General features: G+C 63.2%; 14 protein-coding genes. 7 read left to right on the top strand and 7 right to left on the bottom strand.

The genetic code is table 11. The annotated features are described in order from the left end of the window. Positions 1-14 precede the first annotated feature (14 nt). From hisH to hisB, 3 genes are read right to left on the bottom strand one after another with little or no spacing between them, the layout of a single operon-like run. A complete protein-coding gene (hisH, locus tag GR212_RS32110; RefSeq protein WP_163993245.1) occupies positions 15-665 on the bottom strand; it encodes an imidazole glycerol phosphate synthase subunit HisH in 651 nt (216 codons plus the stop codon). 2 nt (positions 666-667) lie between these two features. Next, complete coding sequence (locus GR212_RS32105; protein WP_163993242.1) at positions 668-1,165, bottom strand: DUF2628 domain-containing protein; 498 nt, start codon at positions 1,163-1,165, stop codon at positions 668-670. Positions 1,166-1,189: 24 nt separating this feature from the next. Continuing rightward, on the bottom strand, positions 1,190-1,798 hold the full coding sequence (gene hisB, locus GR212_RS32100) for an imidazoleglycerol-phosphate dehydratase HisB (protein WP_113393055.1): 609 nt from the start codon (positions 1,796-1,798) through the stop codon (positions 1,190-1,192). 212 nt (positions 1,799-2,010) lie between these two features. Between hisB and hslV the strand changes: the two genes are divergently transcribed. The 6 genes from hslV (at position 2,011) to GR212_RS32070 (ending at position 10,906) form a co-directional block, all read left to right on the top strand. Beyond that, positions 2,011-2,538 (top strand): ATP-dependent protease subunit HslV, encoded by a 528-nt coding sequence (gene hslV / locus GR212_RS32095; protein ID WP_163993240.1) that lies wholly within the window; start codon positions 2,011-2,013, stop codon positions 2,536-2,538. A gap of 47 nt (positions 2,539-2,585) precedes the next feature. Next, positions 2,586-3,896, top strand: coding sequence for an ATP-dependent protease ATPase subunit HslU (gene hslU, locus GR212_RS32090; protein ID WP_163993238.1), 1,311 nt, complete (start codon positions 2,586-2,588; stop codon positions 3,894-3,896). A 162-nt stretch (positions 3,897-4,058) separates the two neighbouring features. Continuing rightward, complete coding sequence (locus GR212_RS32085; RefSeq protein ID WP_163993237.1) at positions 4,059-5,012, top strand: DUF1402 family protein; 954 nt, start codon at positions 4,059-4,061, stop codon at positions 5,010-5,012. Between the two features lie 120 nt (positions 5,013-5,132). After that, positions 5,133-6,527 (top strand): cytochrome P450, encoded by a 1,395-nt coding sequence (locus GR212_RS32080; protein ID WP_163993234.1) that lies wholly within the window; start codon positions 5,133-5,135, stop codon positions 6,525-6,527. Positions 6,528-6,614: 87 nt separating this feature from the next. Then, positions 6,615-8,618, top strand: a complete 2,004-nt coding sequence (locus GR212_RS32075) for a hydantoinase/oxoprolinase N-terminal domain-containing protein (RefSeq protein WP_163993232.1) — start codon at positions 6,615-6,617, stop codon at positions 8,616-8,618. A 119-nt stretch (positions 8,619-8,737) separates the two neighbouring features. Continuing rightward, on the top strand, positions 8,738-10,906 hold the full coding sequence (locus GR212_RS32070; protein ID WP_163993230.1) for a malate synthase G: 2,169 nt from the start codon (positions 8,738-8,740) through the stop codon (positions 10,904-10,906). 270 nt (positions 10,907-11,176) lie between these two features. On the opposite strand, the gene GR212_RS32065 is transcribed toward GR212_RS32070, so the two are convergent. Further along, the gene (locus GR212_RS32065; RefSeq protein WP_112803917.1) at positions 11,177-11,851 is read right to left on the bottom strand and encodes a L,D-transpeptidase; all 675 of its coding nucleotides are present in this window, start codon (positions 11,849-11,851) and stop codon (positions 11,177-11,179) included. Between the two features lie 181 nt (positions 11,852-12,032). Here GR212_RS32065 and GR212_RS32060 point away from each other — a divergent pair, with 181 nt between their 5' ends. After that, entirely contained in the window at positions 12,033-12,521 is a 489-nt protein-coding gene (locus tag GR212_RS32060) for an MmcB family DNA repair protein (RefSeq protein ID WP_163993228.1), read from the top strand. Positions 12,522-12,583: 62 nt separating this feature from the next. Here GR212_RS32060 and GR212_RS32055 read toward each other — a convergent pair whose 3' ends face one another. From GR212_RS32055 to hrpB, 3 genes are all read right to left on the bottom strand, one after another. Beyond that, on the bottom strand, positions 12,584-13,171 hold the full coding sequence (locus tag GR212_RS32055) for an ActR/PrrA/RegA family redox response regulator transcription factor (RefSeq protein WP_163993226.1): 588 nt from the start codon (positions 13,169-13,171) through the stop codon (positions 12,584-12,586). 76 nt (positions 13,172-13,247) lie between these two features. After that, entirely contained in the window at positions 13,248-14,540 is a 1,293-nt protein-coding gene (locus GR212_RS32050; protein ID WP_204326852.1) for an ActS/PrrB/RegB family redox-sensitive histidine kinase, read from the bottom strand. Between the two features lie 47 nt (positions 14,541-14,587). Then, positions 14,588-17,053: an ATP-dependent helicase HrpB gene (hrpB, locus tag GR212_RS32045; RefSeq protein WP_163993344.1), complete on the bottom strand. Its 2,466-nt coding sequence runs from the start codon at positions 17,051-17,053 to the stop codon at positions 14,588-14,590. Positions 17,054-17,446 lie beyond the last annotated feature (393 nt).

The following is a 17,446-nucleotide window of genomic DNA, read 5'->3' as shown; positions in this document are numbered from 1 at the left end:
TTGGAGCGCGAGCCTTACGGCTTCCAGCGCAGGAAATTGGCAATCAGGGCGAGGCCGAGTTTCTGGCTCTTTTCCGGATGGAATTGCGCACCGGCGATGTTGTCGCGCCCCACGAAGGCGGTCATCGGGCCGCCATAGCTTGTGGTGGCGATCACATCGTCGCTGTGTTCGGCGGCGAGATGGTAGGAATGGACGAAATAGGCATGAAGCCCGTCCGGCCCTGTGGGTATGCCGTCGAACAGCGCGTGCGGATGGCGGATATCCAGCGTGTTCCAGCCGATCTGCGGGATCTTCAAGCTTGGATCGCTCGGCGTCATCTCCTTGACATCGCCCTTGATCCAGCCAAACCCTTGAGTGATCGTCTTTTCCAGCCCGCGCGAGGACATCAGCTGCATGCCGACGCAGATGCCGAGGAAGGGGCGGCCCTTGTGCTCCACGACATCGATCACCGCTTCGGCCATGCCGGCAACGGCATCGAGCCCGCGGCGGCAATCGGCGTAGGCGCCGACGCCGGGAAGCACGATGCGATCCGCCGTGGCGACCCGCTCGGCATCGTCAGTCAGGTCGATCTCAGCGGCGATGCCTGCCTCGCGGGCAGCCCGCTCGAAAGCCTTAGTGGCCGAGCGCAGATTGCCGGAACCATAGTCGATAATCGCGACGCGCATCGTCAGCGTCCTCCATCATAGCCGGGCAGGCCGAAGCTCTGGCCTGGGCGGCTGGTATTCGTATTGGTGGCCGTGATATCCCAATTTTGCGAATGGATATTCTGTTGCGGCTCTTGTTCGACTTCGGAGAAGTGGATTTGCTCCGCCGTCGCCAGATCATGCGCCGAGACGAGATTTTCCATTGTCCAGCCACGGTCGATCAGCCGCTGGCTGAGCGCATGCCGTCCCTCGAGCGCCGCAAGAACATGGACAGCGAGCAGGATGGCGGCGCCGGCCGCGAAAAAGCCCGGTTGACGTATCAGTTCCACAGCCAGGCCCTGCAACAGGATGGCAGCCGCCGCGTGGAGCCAGAGGCGGTGGTAAAGCATCCACAGGGCCGGAAACACAAAGGCTTTCCAGGAAAAGCCGTCGCGGATGAAGCGGGTTTCGTCGCGATACCGATCCGATACTGCGGATCGGCTCGGCGCTCCGGGCGGAGTCAAAATCAGATAGCTTGCCATTTCCTCAATTCCCCAGTTCGGGGCTCAGGCGAGCGTGCCTTTCGTCGAGGGCACCCGGCCTGCCTGCCGCGGATCGATCTCGGTTGCGGTGCGCAATGCGCGCGCAACGGCCTTGAAGCATGTCTCGGCTATATGGTGATTGTTGGCGCCATAATGGTTGAGGATATGCAGCGTGATGCCGGCATTCTGCGCGAGCGCCTGGAAGAATTCGCGCACCAGTTCGGTATCGAATGTGCCGATCTTCGGCGCGCTGAAGGAAACGTTCCAGACAAGGAACGGACGGCCGGAAAGATCGACGGCCGCCTTGGTCATCGTCTCGTCCATGGCAAGGTCGATAGAGGCATAGCGGGTGATGCCGCGCCGGTCGCCGAGCGCCTTGGCAATGGCCTGGCCGATGGCAATGCCGGTATCCTCGACCGCATGATGGTCGTCGACATGCAGGTCGCCCTTGGTGTCGATCTCCATGTCGATCAGCGAATGTCGCGACAGCTGTTCCAGCATATGGTCGAAGAAGCCGACGCCGGTCGAAATCGTCGACTTGCCGCTGCCGTCGATGTTGACGGAAACGGAGACGGAAGTCTCGTTGGTCTTGCGGGAAACGCTTGCCGTGCGGCTCGCTGTAGTCTCTGCCATGGGCTGCTCCATCGGAATACGGGGGTTCCTTATCAGGCGTATCGGGAAATATCCAGAAGTTACGCGCAACCGCCCGCCTTTAGCCGGCTGCTCCGCATCGATCCGCCGTAGCTGGCATTTGCAATCGTCAAAAGCCCTCTTACATAGGTGCTGACGGGGCCGAAACGCGGCCCGGCAGAAAGCCCGCCGAAACGGGGGCAAACAGGTGTTAAATGACGACAATCGTGACTATTCGCAAGAACGGCAAGGTCGTGATGGCCGGTGATGGCCAGGTCAGCCTTGGCCAGACCGTAATGAAGGGCAATGCCCGCAAGGTTCGCCGCATCGGCAAGGGCGATGTCATCGCCGGTTTCGCCGGCGCGACCGCCGATGCCTTCACGTTGCTCGAGCGCCTTGAAAAGAAGCTCGAACAATATCCCGGCCAGCTGATGCGCGCAGCCGTCGAGCTCGCCAAGGACTGGCGCACGGACAAATATCTGCGCAACCTCGAAGCCATGATGCTGGTTGCCGATAAGAACGTGACGCTCGCCATCACCGGCAACGGCGATGTGCTCGAGCCCGAACATGGCGCCATGGCGATCGGCTCCGGCGGCAATTTCGCGCTCGCCGCAGCACGCGCGCTGATGGACAGCGACAAATCCGCCGAGGAAGTCGCCCACCGCGCCCTCGATATCGCCGCCGACATCTGCGTCTACACCAATCACAATGTGATTGTGGAAACGCTCGATGCCGAAGCCTGAGACGTTCCTCTCTTGATAGTTTCTAGCCCTGACAGGGAACATGCGAAATGACCACTTTTTCCCCCCGCGAGATCGTTTCCGAGCTCGATCGTTATATTGTCGGCCAGCATGAGGCCAAGCGCGCGGTGGCGATCGCCCTGCGCAATCGCTGGCGCCGGCAGCAGCTCGAACCCGAGCTGCGTGATGAAGTCATGCCCAAGAACATCCTGATGATCGGCCCGACCGGCGTCGGCAAGACGGAAATCTCCCGCCGTCTCGCCAAGCTGGCCGGCGCGCCCTTCATAAAGGTCGAAGCCACCAAGTTCACTGAAGTCGGCTATGTCGGCCGCGACGTCGAGCAGATTGTCCGTGACCTCGTCGAGGTCGGCATCGGCCTGGTGCGCGAAAAGAAGCGCGCCGAAGTGCAGGCAAAGGCGCATATGAGCGCCGAGGAGCGCGTGCTCGATGCGCTGGTCGGCGCGACAGCATCGCCGGCAACGCGCGACAGCTTCCGCAAGAAGCTGCGCGACGGCCAGCTCGACGACAAGGAAATCGATATCGAAGTGGCCGATACCGGTTCCGGCATGCCCGGCGGCTTCGAGATCCCCGGCATGCCCGGTGCCAATATCGGCGTGCTCAACCTCTCCGAAATGTTCGGCAAGGCCATGGGCGGCCGCACGAAGAAGGTGCGCACGACGGTCAAGGAGTCCTACAAGGAGCTGATCCGCGATGAATCCGACAAGCTGATCGACAATGAGGCGATCCAGCGCGAAGCCGTGCGCTCGGCTGAAAACGACGGCATCGTCTTCCTCGACGAGATCGACAAGATCGCCGCCCGCGACGGCGGTGTCGGCGCCGGCGTCTCCCGCGAGGGCGTGCAGCGCGACCTGCTGCCGCTGGTCGAAGGCACCACGGTTTCGACAAAGTACGGCCCGGTCAAGACGGACCACATCCTCTTCATCGCCTCCGGTGCCTTCCATGTCGCCAAGCCCTCGGATCTTCTGCCGGAACTGCAGGGCCGCCTGCCGATCCGCGTCGAGCTCCGCCCGCTGACCAAGGAGGACTTCCGCCGCATCCTGACGGAGCCGGAAGCAAGCCTTATCCGCCAGTACAGGGCGCTCATGGAAACGGAAGACCTGAAGCTCGACTTCACCGACGATGCCATCGACGCTCTCGCCGATGTCGCCGTGCACCTGAACTCCACCGTCGAGAATATCGGCGCCCGTCGCCTGCAGACGGTCATGGAGCGCGTGCTTGACGACATTTCCTACAACGCGTCGGATCGCGCCGGCGCATCGGTGACCATCGATGCCGCCTATGTCCGCGAACATGTCGGCGACCTCGCCAGCAACACCGACCTGTCCCGCTTCATTCTGTAGCAGGCGGTCTCAGGCGATTTAAAACAGTAAACACTCGACAGCGGGCCGTTAACTTTTTAGTTAGGGGCCCGTTTCTTTGTGTCGGATGGCTTTATTCGGCCAAGATTATCCGTCAGGCAGCCGCACGGAAACATCGGTTGAAACTTCGACAGGACAGCCATCTTGCGACGTATACTGATCATTGCTCTTCTGGCGGTCGCCAGCTTCTCCTGGATCCCCGCTCATGCGGACGCGGCAACCGCGGTGCCTCCGGGCAACCGCAATGCCGAGCAGCCGCCGGTTCCCGGCGCCTCCGTCCGGCGCACGCGCGGCACGAATTCGACCTTCGATCGCAAGTACCAGAAGGTCCGCGAGCTGCTGGCAACGGACACGCGACTGATGTCGAAGATCAAATCGACGGCACGCGCCTACGGTATCGATCCGATCCACATCATCGGCGCGCTCGTCGGCGAGCATACCTACAATGTCGATGCCTATGACGGCCTGCAATCCTACTACGTCAAGGCCGCGTCCTATGCCGGCCAGAGCTTCCGCTTTGCCTATGACGGCGAAAACGTCGACGATTTCGTCGCGCGGCCGCAATTCGACGCCTGCAAGGGCAAGGGCGATTCCTACGCCCTGTGGACCTGCCGCGAAGATGTCTGGGAAGACGATTTCCGCGGCAAGACGGTCGGCGGCAAATCCTATCCCGACAATCGCTTCAGCGCGGTTTTCTTCCAGCCCTTCTATGCCGGCCAGACCTTCGGTCTCGGTCAGGTCAATCCGCTGACGGCGCTGGAGCTTTCCGATCTGGTCAGCCGCACCTCGGGCATTGCGAAGTTGGACGAAAAGGATGCCGGCGGCGTCTACAAGGCGATCATGGATCCCGATCTGTCGCTGGCCTTCGTCGCGGCATCGATCCGCAAGTCGATCGACGACTATCGCTCGATCGCCGGCATGGATATTTCCGGCAACCCCGGCATCACCGCGACGCTCTACAATCTCGGCAATTCCCGCAAGCGCGCCGCCGCCCTTGCCGCCAGGAACAGGGGCGCCTCGCAGCCGGTCTGGCCGGAGGAAAATTACTACGGCTGGCTCATCAACGACAAGCTGAGTGACCTGAAGTCGCTGCTTTAGGCATCTGACGCGACGTTTTATCGTCTGGATTTCGCGCGCGGCGTTCCCCATATCGGATGGGTGCGCCGTTCCGGTCGTGTCGATCGGGCAACGGCCCGGTCTTCGAGGAGAGTTGATCGCATGGACATGATTCCGGAAGCCTTCTCTCCGCCGGCGCCGATTCCGCGCACCATCCCCCCGTCGCGCTGGACGATCATCAAAACCATCCTGCGCAATCCGCTCGAACTCTGGGGCGAGCCTTCCTATACGCTGCCGTGGATCAAGGCGAAGTTCTTCAGCGAGCAGACGCTGATCGTCAACGATCCCGGCCTGATCAAGCATGTTCTGGTCGACAACGCCGCCAACTACCGCATGGCCGATATCCGCCAGCTCGTGCTCCGGCCCATCCTGCGCGACGGCCTGCTGACGGCGGAAGGCCCCGTCTGGAAGCGCTCGCGCAAGGCGGTCGCACCGGTGTTCACGCCGCGTCATGCCCAGGGCTTTGCCGGCCAGATGCTGAGCCAGAGCCTGGAATATCTCCATAAATACGAGCAGGCCGGCAGCGAAGGCGCGGTGTTCGATATCGCCGCTGACATGACCGAGATGACCTTCGCCATCCTGGCGGAGACCCTGTTTTCCGGCGAGATCGTCACCGAAGGCGAGCATTTCGCCGATGACGTCAACGAGCTGCTGCACCGCATGGGCCGGGTCGATCCCATGGATCTCCTGCGCGCGCCCGGCTGGGTGCCGCGCCTTACCCGCATCGGCGGCCAGCGCATGCTCGACAAATTCCGCGGCATCGTGCGCAACACCATGGACCTGCGCCTGGAAAAGATGCGCAAGGACCGCGCGAGTGCCCCGGACGATTTCCTGACGCTGCTTCTGGAAAAGGCCGGCCCAGATGGGCTGACCATGGAGGAGATCGAGGACAATATCCTCACCTTCATCGGCGCCGGCCATGAGACGACCGCCCGCGCGCTGGCCTGGACGCTTTATTGCGTCGCCAACAGCCCGCATATTCGCCAAGCCATGGAAGAGGAAATCGACCGGGTGCTGGCAAGCGATGCGGAGCCGGTCGCCTGGCTCGACCTGATGCCGCACGTCCGCGCCGCCTTCGAGGAGGCGATGCGCCTTTATCCGCCGGCGCCGTCGATCAATCGCGCCGCGATTGCCGATGACGAATGGACGAGCGCCAAGGGCGAGCGTGTGACGATCCCCAAGGGGATCACCGTCCTCATCATGCCGTGGACGCTGCACCGCCACGAACTCTATTGGGACAAGCCGCGCGCCTTCATGCCGGAGCGCTTTCTTCCGGAGAACCGGGGCAAGATCAACCGCTTCCAGTATCTGCCCTTTGGCGCGGGCCCGCGCGTCTGCATCGGCGCCACTTTCGCGCTTCAGGAAGCCGTCATCGCCCTTGCCGTGATGATGCGCCGCTTCCGTTTCGACCTGACAGACGAGACCGATCCCTGGCCGGTCCAGAAGCTGACGACACAGCCGCGCGGCGGATTGCCGATGCGGGTGACACGGCGGTAAGACTGTTTTTGCCGCTTGCCAGCTAGCGGCTCAGGCCGCAAGGGTGCAATAACGGCATCACATTCCGTTCAAGAGCTGGATATTTTCGTGACCTCTCATTTCCTGCTCGGCATCGATACGGGTGGAACCTATACCGATGCCGTTCTCTTCCATGAAACCGATGGCGTGATCGCCAAGGCGAAATCGCTGACCACGCGGCACGACCTGGCCGTCGGCATCGCCGGTGCCGTCGATGCCGTCATTGCCAAAACTCAAATTCCCGTCTCGGCGATCGGCCTCGTATCGCTGTCGACCACGCTCGCCACGAACGCGCTGGTGGAAGGGCAGGGCGGCCGCGCCGGCTTGATCATGATCGGCTTCGGGCCGGACGATCTCAAGCGTGACGGTCTTGCGGAAGCGCTCGGCTCCGATCCCGTGCTGTTCCTTCCCGGCGGCCACAATGTCCACGGCAACGAAAATCCGCTCGATCTCACGGCGTTGCGCGAGGCGTTGCCGGAACTGGCGAAGACGGTCTCCTCCTTCGCCGTCGCCGGCTATTTTGCCGTGCGGAATCCGGCTCATGAAATCAGGGTGCGCGATTATATCCGCGAACTCTCGCACCTGCCCGTCACCTGCAGCCACGAGCTTTCCTCCAAGCTGGGCGGGCCGCGCCGCGCCTTGACGACGCTGCTCAATGCCCGCCTCGTCTCGATGATCGACCGCCTCGTCGGCGCCTGCGAAGGGTTTCTGGCGGCGCGCGGCATCTCCGCGCCGATGATGGTGGTTCGCGGCGATGGTGCCCTGATTTCCGCCGCAGAGGCCAAGCTCCGGCCGATCGAGACCATTCTGTCGGGCCCGGCCGCAAGTCTTGTCGGCGCGCGCTATCTTACCGGTCTCGACGATGCCGTGGTTTCCGACATTGGCGGCACCACGACCGACGTTGCCGTCATGGAGGACGGCCGGCCGCGGCTGGATGCCGACGGCGCCGTGGTCGGAGGCTATCGAACCATGGTCGAGGCCGTCGCCATGCGCACCTATGGCCTCGGCGGCGATTCCGAGGTGAAGATCAATGATCGCGGCCTTGTCGCCGCTTTCGAGCTCGGGCCTCGCCGCCTGTTGCCGCTCAGCCTCGCTGCCCATATGCATGGCGAGGCGGTGCTCGAGGTGCTGGAGCAGCAGCTGCGGGCGTCGCATCTGGCCCGCAATGCGGGCCGTTTCGCCCTGCGCACCGGCGTACCGGACCATCTGGCGAGCGGTCTTACGGCGCCCGAACAGGCACTGTTCGACAGGATCGGCGCGGTTCCCGTGGCGCTCGACAAGCTTCTGACGATGACATCGCAGAAGGCGACGCTGGATCGGCTGGTGGCGCGCGGCCTCGTGCATCTGAGCGGCCTGACGCCCTCCGATGCCATGCATGTGCTTGACAGGCAGAGCCAGTGGAACGAACCGGCGGCCCGCCTCGGGCTGGCCCTGGCCATGCGGCTGAAGGATGGCTCCGGACGAGCCATCGCCTCATCGGTCGAGGAACTCGCGCAGAAGATCGTCGATCGCCTCACCCGCCAGTCCGCCGATGTCATTCTGGCCGCCTGCCTTGCCGAGGATGGCGTTGCCGATCTGGATCCCGCCCGCTCGACCTCTATCGACCGTGCTCTTCGCCGCGCCCCGGGGATCGCCCGTTTCGCCATTTCGCTCGACCGCCCGCTTGTCGGGCTCGGCGCTTCCGCCCCGGTCTATTATCCCGCGATCGCGGAAATGCTGGCGACCGAAAGCGCCATTCCCGCCGATTCGGATGTCGCCAATGCCGTGGGTGCGGTGGTCGGCCAGGTGCGGGCCAGCGCCATCGTTTTCGTCACCATGCCGGAGGACGGCATCTATATCCTGAACGGCGCCGGTGAGAGCCTGCGCTTTACCGACGAGGACCGAAGCTTTGCCGACGCCCGTTCGCGCGCCGTCGAAGCCGCGATGGCGCAGGCGCGGTTGAACGGCGCGGTCGATCTCGTCGTGGCGGTGGACGAGCAGGTGGATGCGCCGGAGGTTGAGGGCAGTCGCAAGCTGATCGAAGCACGGTTCATAGCGACCGCCAGCGGTCGTCCGCGAATTGCTGCGGATTGATTATTTCCAGAAAGGCATAAATCTTTCGAATTATTTCCAAATTGACGGAAAGCGAAACCGTCAGCAAAGTGGCAGCATATGAAAATTGAGCCGTAACACGGCCTTGAGGAGTATTTGGCATGAGCCGCATTGAGAAAAACGGGCTTCAGATCGAACCGGTACTGTACGATTTCCTCGTCAAGGAAGCCCTTCCGGGTTCGGGTGTCGATCCTGATACCTTCTTTGCCGGTTTTTCCAAGATTGTCCACGACCTTGCACCCAGGAATCGCGAGCTGCTGGCCAAGCGCGACAAGATGCAGGTAGCGCTCGACGACTGGTATCGCAAGAACGGCGCCCCCGTCGATCTCGCCGCCTACGAGGCTTTCCTCCGCGACATCGGCTATATCGTGCCCGAAGGCCCGGCCTTTACGATTTCGACGGCGAATGTCGATCCCGAAATATCGGAGATTGCCGGCCCGCAGCTCGTCGTTCCCGTCATGAACGCCCGCTATGCCCTGAACGCGGCCAATGCCCGCTGGGGATCGCTCTACGACGCCCTCTACGGCACCGATGCCATTCCCGAGACCGATGGCGCCGAGAAGGGCAAGGGATATAATCCCAAGCGCGGCGAAAAGGTCATTGCCTGGGTCCGCGACTTTCTCGATTCCACCGTGCCGCTCGATGGCGCCAGCTGGAAGGATGTCACCGGCCTTGCCGTGAAGGATGGTGCGCTGGCGATTGCCGCCGGGAGCGGTGCCGCCAAGTTGGCGGACGGCAGCCATTTTGCCGGTTATCTGGGCGATGCAGCCGCTCCGACGCACATCCTGCTGAAGCAGAACGGCATCCATATCGAAGTCGTCATCGACGCGAGCACCGCCATCGGCAAGACCGACCCGGCCGGCATTTCCGACGTCCGCCTGGAATCGGCGATCACGACGATCATGGATTGCGAGGATTCCATCGCCGCCGTCGATGCCGAGGACAAGGCCGAGGTCTACCGCAACTGGCTCGGCCTGATGAAGGGCGACCTGACCGAGGAAGTCGCCAAGGGCGGCAAGACCTTCACGCGCCGGCTCAACCCCGATGTCACCTATACCGCGCCGGATGGCGGCACCTTCGATCTGCATTGCCGCTCCCTGATGCTGGTGCGCAATGTCGGTCACCTGATGACCAATCCGGCCATTCTTGATCGGGACGGCAACGAGGTGCCGGAAGGCATCATGGATGCCGCAATCACCGGCCTGATCGCGCTCTACGATATCGGCCCGAACGGCCGCCGGAAAAACTCGCGCACCGGCTCCATGTATGTGGTCAAGCCGAAGATGCACGGCCCCGAAGAGGTCGCCTTCGCGGTCGATATCTTCTCGCGCGTCGAAGACCTGCTCGCCATGCCGCGCAACACCATCAAGATGGGCATCATGGACGAGGAGCGCCGCACGACGGTCAACCTCAAGGAAGCCATCCGCGCCGCCCGCGAGCGCGTCGTCTTCATCAACACCGGCTTCCTCGACCGCACCGGCGACGAGATCCATACCTCGATGGAAGCCGGCCCGATGATCCGTAAGGGCGACATGAAGCAGGCGGCCTGGATCGGGGCTTACGAAAACTGGAATGTCGATATCGGCCTGGAATGCGGCCTGTCCGGCCATGCCCAGATCGGCAAGGGCATGTGGGCCATGCCAGACCTGATGGCGGCCATGCTCGAGCAGAAGATCGCTCACCCCAAGGCCGGCGCCAACACCGCCTGGGTGCCGTCTCCGACGGCGGCGACGCTGCACGCCACGCACTATCACCGCGTCAACGTCGCCGACGTGCAAAAGAGCCTGAAGAGCCGTGGCCGCGCCAGGCTCTCCGATATTCTGTCCGTGCCGGTCGCCTCGCGACCCAACTGGACGCCGGAGGAAATCCAGCGCGAGATCGACAACAACAGCCAGGGCATTCTCGGCTACGTCGTGCGCTGGGTCGATCAGGGCGTCGGCTGCTCCAAGGTGCCCGACATCAACAATGTCGGCCTCATGGAAGATCGCGCCACCTTGCGCATCTCGGCGCAGCACATGGCGAACTGGCTGCACCACAAGGTCATCACCGAAGCGCAGATTATCGAGACCATGAAGCGCATGGCCGCGGTGGTCGATCAGCAGAACGCGGATGATCCCCACTATATCGCCATGTCAGGCGATTTCGACGGCTCGATCGCCTTCCAGGCAGCGCTCGATCTCGTGCTCAAGGGGCGCGAGCAGCCGAACGGCTATACCGAACCGGTCCTCCATCGCCGCCGCATCGAACTGAAGGCAAGGCAGGCGGGCTGAGTCGTCTTCTCCATCAAAGGCCACCTCGATCCTTCGAGGCCTTGTCGTCCGCGCTGACGCTTCGACGGCAAGGCTCCTCAGGATGAGGTGGAGAGTGTCTTGCGGCCAGGGGAAAGATCAGCCCTAATCCTGAGGCGCGCCGCCAAAGGCGGAGCCTCGAAGGACGACGGCGGGTGGGACAGCACAGGATCGATCCGCAATTCTTCAAAAACAAAAAGGCCGCCGGATCGATATCCGGCGGCCTTTTCGTTCAATTCAAGTAGCCAGCGATTACTGGATCACGATGACCTTGGTGCTGCGGCCCGGAAGAACGCGGCTGTAGAGATCGATCACGTCCTGATTGATCAGGCGGATGCAGCCCGAGGAGGCGGCGGTGCCGATCGAAGCCCATTCCGGCGTGCCGTGCAGGCGGAACAGCGTGTCCTGGCCCTTTTCGTTGTAGAGATACATGGCGCGCGCGCCGAGCGGGTTGGAAAGGCCCGGGTTCATGCCGCCATCGACATACTTGGCGATTTCCGGACGGCGGACAGCCATTTCCTTCGGCGGATGCCAATTCGGCCATTCCTGCTTCCAGGCGACATAGGCGGTGCCGGACCAGGAGAAGCCCTGCTTGCCGACGCCGATGCCGTAGCGCATCGCTTCGCCATTGCCGAGGATGTAATAGAGATGACGCTCGCGCGTGTTGACGATGATCGTGCCTTCGGCCTCATCCGTCTTGTATTCGACGATCTGACGGCGGAACTGCGGCTTCACCTTCTGGATCGGGATCGCCGGCAGCTGAAAGCCGTTGTCGCTGGTTACACCGTAGTCGCCATCGAACGTCTTGATGGTCTCGGTGGCCGAATTTGCGGTTGCGGCCGGCGCTGCTGCGGCGGTGGTGGCATAGCCAGCCGATGCGAGCATTGCGACAAGGCCGAGTGCGGTCATAGCATTACGGATGCGCATGGAAGTCTCTTGAATTTTCGTGGCGGGGAACGGATGGCTATCAACCATCTTTGTCTAAAGTTTATTTTCCATTAAACTTGGCTTTGCAAGCTGCTCTGGCCCTACAAAAATAGCGCCGGCGCGCAAATTAGAAGGACATGGTTTTTTTGCAACAACGCTGGGCCTGTCCCCGAGACAATTCATGACGATTTTGAACGTTTACAATAACAATCCGTTAATAGATGGCAGGCAGTCGGAGCGAGCCATGCTTGTGCGCAAGGGCGTGCAGTTGTTACTGCATGAAATGCGTCACGCCGTGCTGCCGGAACTGCCGCTTGCCAGCGGCCGTCGCGCCGACCTCATCACGCTGTCGGAAAAGGGAGAAATCTGGATCATCGAGATCAAGACCTCGATCGAGGATTTCCGCGTCGACCGCAAATGGCCGGAATACCGCCAGCATTGCGACCGGCTGTTCTTCGCGACCCACAAGGATGTGCCGCTCGATATCTTTCCGGAGGAGTGCGGGCTGTTTTTGTCCGACGGCTATGGCGCTCACATGATCCGCGAGGCGCCGGAGCATCGCCTGCCGCCCGCGACGCGCAAATCGGTGACGCTGAATTTCTCGCGCGCCGCCGCCCAGCGCCTGCTTTTGGCCGAGTGGGCGACGGGCAAGTCCTTCGCTTCCGAATAGGTCAGTGAGTCTCCGGCGCAATTCCGGACGGAAAACCGCTATCCACTTTTCCTGGAATCGCTCTATTTCGGCGCGCGCTTGGCGAGGATGCGCTGCAGCGTGCGGCGGTGCATGTTGAGCCGGCGGGCCGTCTCGGAAACGTTGCGCTCGCACATCTCGTAAACACGCTGGATGTGCTCCCAGCGCACGCGATCGGCCGACATCGGGTTTTCCGGCACTTCCGCCTTTTCGCCGGGGCGCTGCGTCAGCGCGGCATAGACGTCGTCGGCGTCGGCGGGCTTCGCGAGATAGTCGAGCGCGCCGAGCTTGACGGCCGTCACCGCCGTCGCGATGTTTCCGTAACCCGTCAGCACCACGATATGCGTGTCGTCGCGCCGCTGGCGGATCGCCTCGATCACATCCAATCCGTTGCCGTCGCCCAGGCGAAGGTCGACCACGGCATATTTCGGTGGGGTCGCCTTGGATTTGGCAACGCCTTCCGCCACCGATTCCGCCGTCTCGACGTCAAAGCCGCGCGTTTCCATGGCGCGCGCCAGCCGGCGCAGAAAAGGGCCGTCGTCATCGACGATCAGCAATGTGGCATCCGGGCCGATATGGGCCGCGTCGTCCTTGGCCCCGGTCTGCGGGGCAATGCTGTCTTTATCCGTCATTTTATCTTCTATCCCGGCGACCATCCGCCTGCATATTCTACCGATTTTTGACGATCGCTGTTTTAAGCCGTGAAAATCATTTTGTCGAATTACTGTCGATCAATACGCGCGGCCATTCGACGCGGACGCGCGCTCCCGGCGTCTCCGGATCGCGATTGCCGAAGGAAAGCGCCGCGCCGGATCGTTCGAGCAGCGTCTTGGCAATGAAGAGGCCGAGCCCGAGGCCGCCTGCCGTGTCGTCACGCTGGCGCGAGGTGACATAGGGCTCGCCGATCCGCGCCAGGATTTCCGGCGAATAGCCGCTCCCATCGTCCTCGATGACAATGGTGAGCGTGTCGGCAGTGTACTCCACGGTGATGGTCACCGTCTTGCGGGCATAGTCCACCGCGTTTTCGATGAGGTTGCCAAGGCCGTACATGATGCCGGCATTGCGGTTCAACACCGGCTCGCCGGCGCGGGGGCTTTTTTCGATCAGCTCCAGCGTGATCCCGAACTCGCGATGCGGCGCGATGATCTCTTCCATCATGGAAGACAGCGTCAGCCGCCGCATATGGGCCTCGTCCTCCGAGGAGAGCGTCGTCAGCCGCCTGAGGATGTCGCGGCAGCGCTCGCTCTGGCTGCGCAGCAGCGCCACGTCCTCGCGGAAACGGTCGTCCTCGCGAAGTTCCCGTTCCATTTCCTTGGCAACTACGCTGATGGTGGCAAGCGGCGTGCCGAGTTCGTGCGCGGCCGCCGCCGCCAGCCCGTCCAGCTGCGACAGGTGCTTTTCCCGCTGCAGCACCAGTTCCGTCGCAGACAGGGCGTCCGCAAGCTGCGAAGCCTCCATGGAGACGCGATAGGCGTAGAAGGCGGCAAAGGCCATGGTGGAGGCGATGGAGCACCAGACGCCGAGCTGCATGACGCTATGCACGTTCACGGCGACACCTTCGTACCAGGGCAGGGGGAATGGCGAGAAGGCCAACCCGGTGATGCAGATCATCGCCAGCAGGATCAGCGGCATGCTGTAGCGGATCGGCTGCGAGGCAAAGGAGATGATGACAGGCACGCAGACCAGCGCCGAAAACGGATTGGCGAGGCCGCCTGTAATCAGCAGCAGCCCGCAGAGCTGCAGCAGGTCCAGGCCGAGCAGGGCAAAGGCCGCCGGAGGCTCCAGCCGATGGGTCGGCGGATAACGCAGCGTCAGGAAGAAGTTGATCCAGGCAAGGCAGGCGATCAGCACGCAGCAGGGCAGCAGCGGCATGGGGAATTTCAGCCAGAAGGCGACGATCATGACCGTCACCGTCTGGCCGCCGACCGCAAGCCAGCGCAGGCGCACCAATGTCTGCAGCCGCAGCCGCCGGCTGGTATGGTGGTCGTCCTGCGCCTTCATTTCGGCCTCGGACAGTTTTTCCAGTCCTCGGAAGAAGCGTGCCATCGTCAGGTCCCCTTTGGCTTGGCGCGTGTCGTCGGCAGTGCATCGGCCGGGTCTTCCGGCCAGGGATGCCTCGGGTAGCGCCCGCGCATGTCGGCGCGCACATCCTTCCACGATCCTGCCCAGAAGCCGGGCAGGTCGCGCGTCGTCTGGATCGGACGGTGGGCCGGCGATGTCAGCTCCAGCACCAGCGGCAAGCGGCCGCCGCCGACGGCCGGATGCTGCTTCAGCCCGAAGAGCTCCTGCACGCGAATGGTCAGCAGGGGTTCCTCGCCGTCATATTGAATGGGATGGCGCTGGCCGGTGGGCGCTTCGAAATGCGTCGGCGCCATCCGCGCGAGATCGCGCTGCAGCTCATGCGGCACCATGGACATCAGCCCGTTGGAAAGCCCGCCGGCGGAAATGTCGGAAAGGCCGCGCGCGTCGGTCTGAAACGGCGTGAACCAGTCGTCGAGCCGGGCAAGCAGGGCCTCGTCGCCCATGTCGGGCCAGGGCTCGCCGATCGTCCTGTATAGGAAGCCGATCCTGTCGCGCAGCTGTGCCGCCTCCTTCGAAAAAGGCAGCACCTCGATCCCGAGTTCGCGGATGCCGTCGACCAGCGCCTGTGTCGCTTGCGCGCCGGAGGGGCGTGGCAGGGGTGTTTCCTCGAAGATGATGGCACCGAGCCGCGTCGCCCGCCTTGCGCGCACCTGACCGCTCGCCCTGTCGAAAAAGCTCTGGTCTTCGGTGCGGATCTCGCCCGGCAAATGCTCCTCGACATCGGCGCGGGAAATCTCCGCCGCGGCCAGGATGCGCGCCTGCGCCGCCCGGCCGGTCAGGTCGGCAATGACAAGCATCTGCGAGCCGGCAAGCCGCTCGGTTTCGGCTAGTTCCGCGCCGCGCCCGTTGGCCATGACGAAGCGTCCGCGTCCGCCGCGCTGCAAGGCGATCCGGTCGGGAAAGGCGTGCAGCAGCAAAGAGCCGGCCAGAGAAGACGGCGCGGCGGCGGCACTTGCTTTACCGCCAGCCGCCGAGGCGAGCCTCCCGGCCAGCCGGCGCGCCGCTTCCGCCCGTTCACCCTTCTCCGTCTTGAAGCGTCGCAGCCGCTCTTCGAGATCGATGCTCTGGCCGCCGAGCCCCTGTTCCGTCAAAAGCACGGCCAGCAAGGCGGCCTCGCGGGCCTGGCCGAATTCGGCCGCTGAAATCACCATCGCCGCCAGTCGTGGCGGCAAGGCAAGCTCGCGCATCAGCCGGCCACGCGTCGTCAGTCCGTTTTCCGCGTCGAGCGCTCCCAGCTGACGCAGCAGGGCGCGCGCCTCGGCAAGCGTCGTCGCCGGCGGCTGGTCGACGAAGGCAAGCGTCGCCGGATCCTGCACCCCCCAATGGGCGAGATCGAGCGCGAGGCCCGAAAGGTCGCTGGAAAGGATCTGCGGCGGCGTAAAGGCAGGGAGCGCCGCCGTCTGACCCGGATGCCACAGGCGGACGGCGATGCCCGGTTCGGTTCGCCCGGCGCGGCCGGCGCGCTGGTCCGCCGAGGCGCGAGACACGCGCACCGTCTCGAGCCGCGTGATGCCGGTCGAGGCCTCGAACACCGGCAGGCGCTGCAGGCCGCTGTCGATGACGATCCGCACACCGTCTATGGTGATGGAGGTTTCGGCGATCGAGGTGGCAAGCACGATCTTGCGGGTGCCCTGCGGCGCGGGCCGGATCGCCGCGTCCTGCTCCTTCTGGCCGAGATTGCCGTAAAGCGGCGTGATCATCGTCTTCGGCCCGAACCGGCCGTCCAGCCGTTCCGCTGTCCGGGTGATTTCCGCCTGTCCCGGCAGGAAGGCGAGGATCGAGCCTTCTTCTTTCGCATGTGCATCGAGGATCGCCCGCGTCACCGTATCCTCGATGCGTTCGCCCGCCGGCCGATCCTGATGGCGGATATCGATCGGAAAGCTGCGGCCCATGCTTTCGATGACGGGCGGATGGCCGAGCAGGGCCGCGACCCGTTCTACGTCCAGCGTCGCCGACATGACGAGGATGCACAGATCCTCCCGCAGCGCCGACTGCACGTCCAGCGCCAGCGCCAGACCGAAATCCGCATCCAGCGAGCGCTCGTGGAATTCGTCGAAGATGACGGTGGAAATGCCGGAGAGTTCCGGGTCGTCGAGGATCATCCGCGCGAACACGCCTTCCGTCACCACCTCGATGCGGGTTTTGGAGGAGATACGGTTGTCGAGGCGCATGCGGTAGCCGACAGTGTCACCCACCTGTTCGCCGAGCAGCGAGGCCATGCGGGCGGCAGCCGCCCTTGCCGCCAGCCGTCGCGGCTCCAGAAGAATGATCCGGCCGTCGCCGCGCCATTCCTGCCCCAGGAGATAAAGCGGCACCAGCGTCGTCTTGCCGGCGCCGGGCGGCGCGGACAGCACCGCACGCCCGTGGCCGGAAAGTGCAGTGCCGATATCGCCAAGCACATGCGAGACCGGAAGCTCCGGCAATGGAGGCACTTTATATGTCACGCCTGCTGGCTCCGTATCGCTTTATATAGAGGGGTGTCGGGCTCGTATGGCAAACCCGTTTGCGCCCGCTCCCTATGAAGAAGCAACATGCTTCGCTTCCCCTGTTCGTTTGATCTCTATTAGGTCCTGGGCGTTTTGCTGGCAATGAGAGGCCGGGCAGCCGCGCGGGCGACGCGATCTGCGCTGGTTTGAGGGGGCAATCAGGACGATTCCTGCGAAAGGCGTAAAGTGAATCCGGAAAACACATCCAATCCGGTACATTTTCCTCTCTTTCCCCTGGTCATTACAAATATCCTATTAAAACCAGTGCGTTACAAAAATGTCAGAATTTTTACAGAGGCGGTGTTGACTATATCGGGTTGGGGGGTCTATAAGCCCGAT

The sequence above is a fragment of the Martinezella lusitana genome (genome assembly GCF_010668395.1).
Classification (GTDB): domain Bacteria; phylum Pseudomonadota; class Alphaproteobacteria; order Rhizobiales; family Rhizobiaceae; genus Rhizobium; species Rhizobium lusitanum_A.
This window is presented reverse-complemented; position numbering and strand designations above follow the sequence as displayed.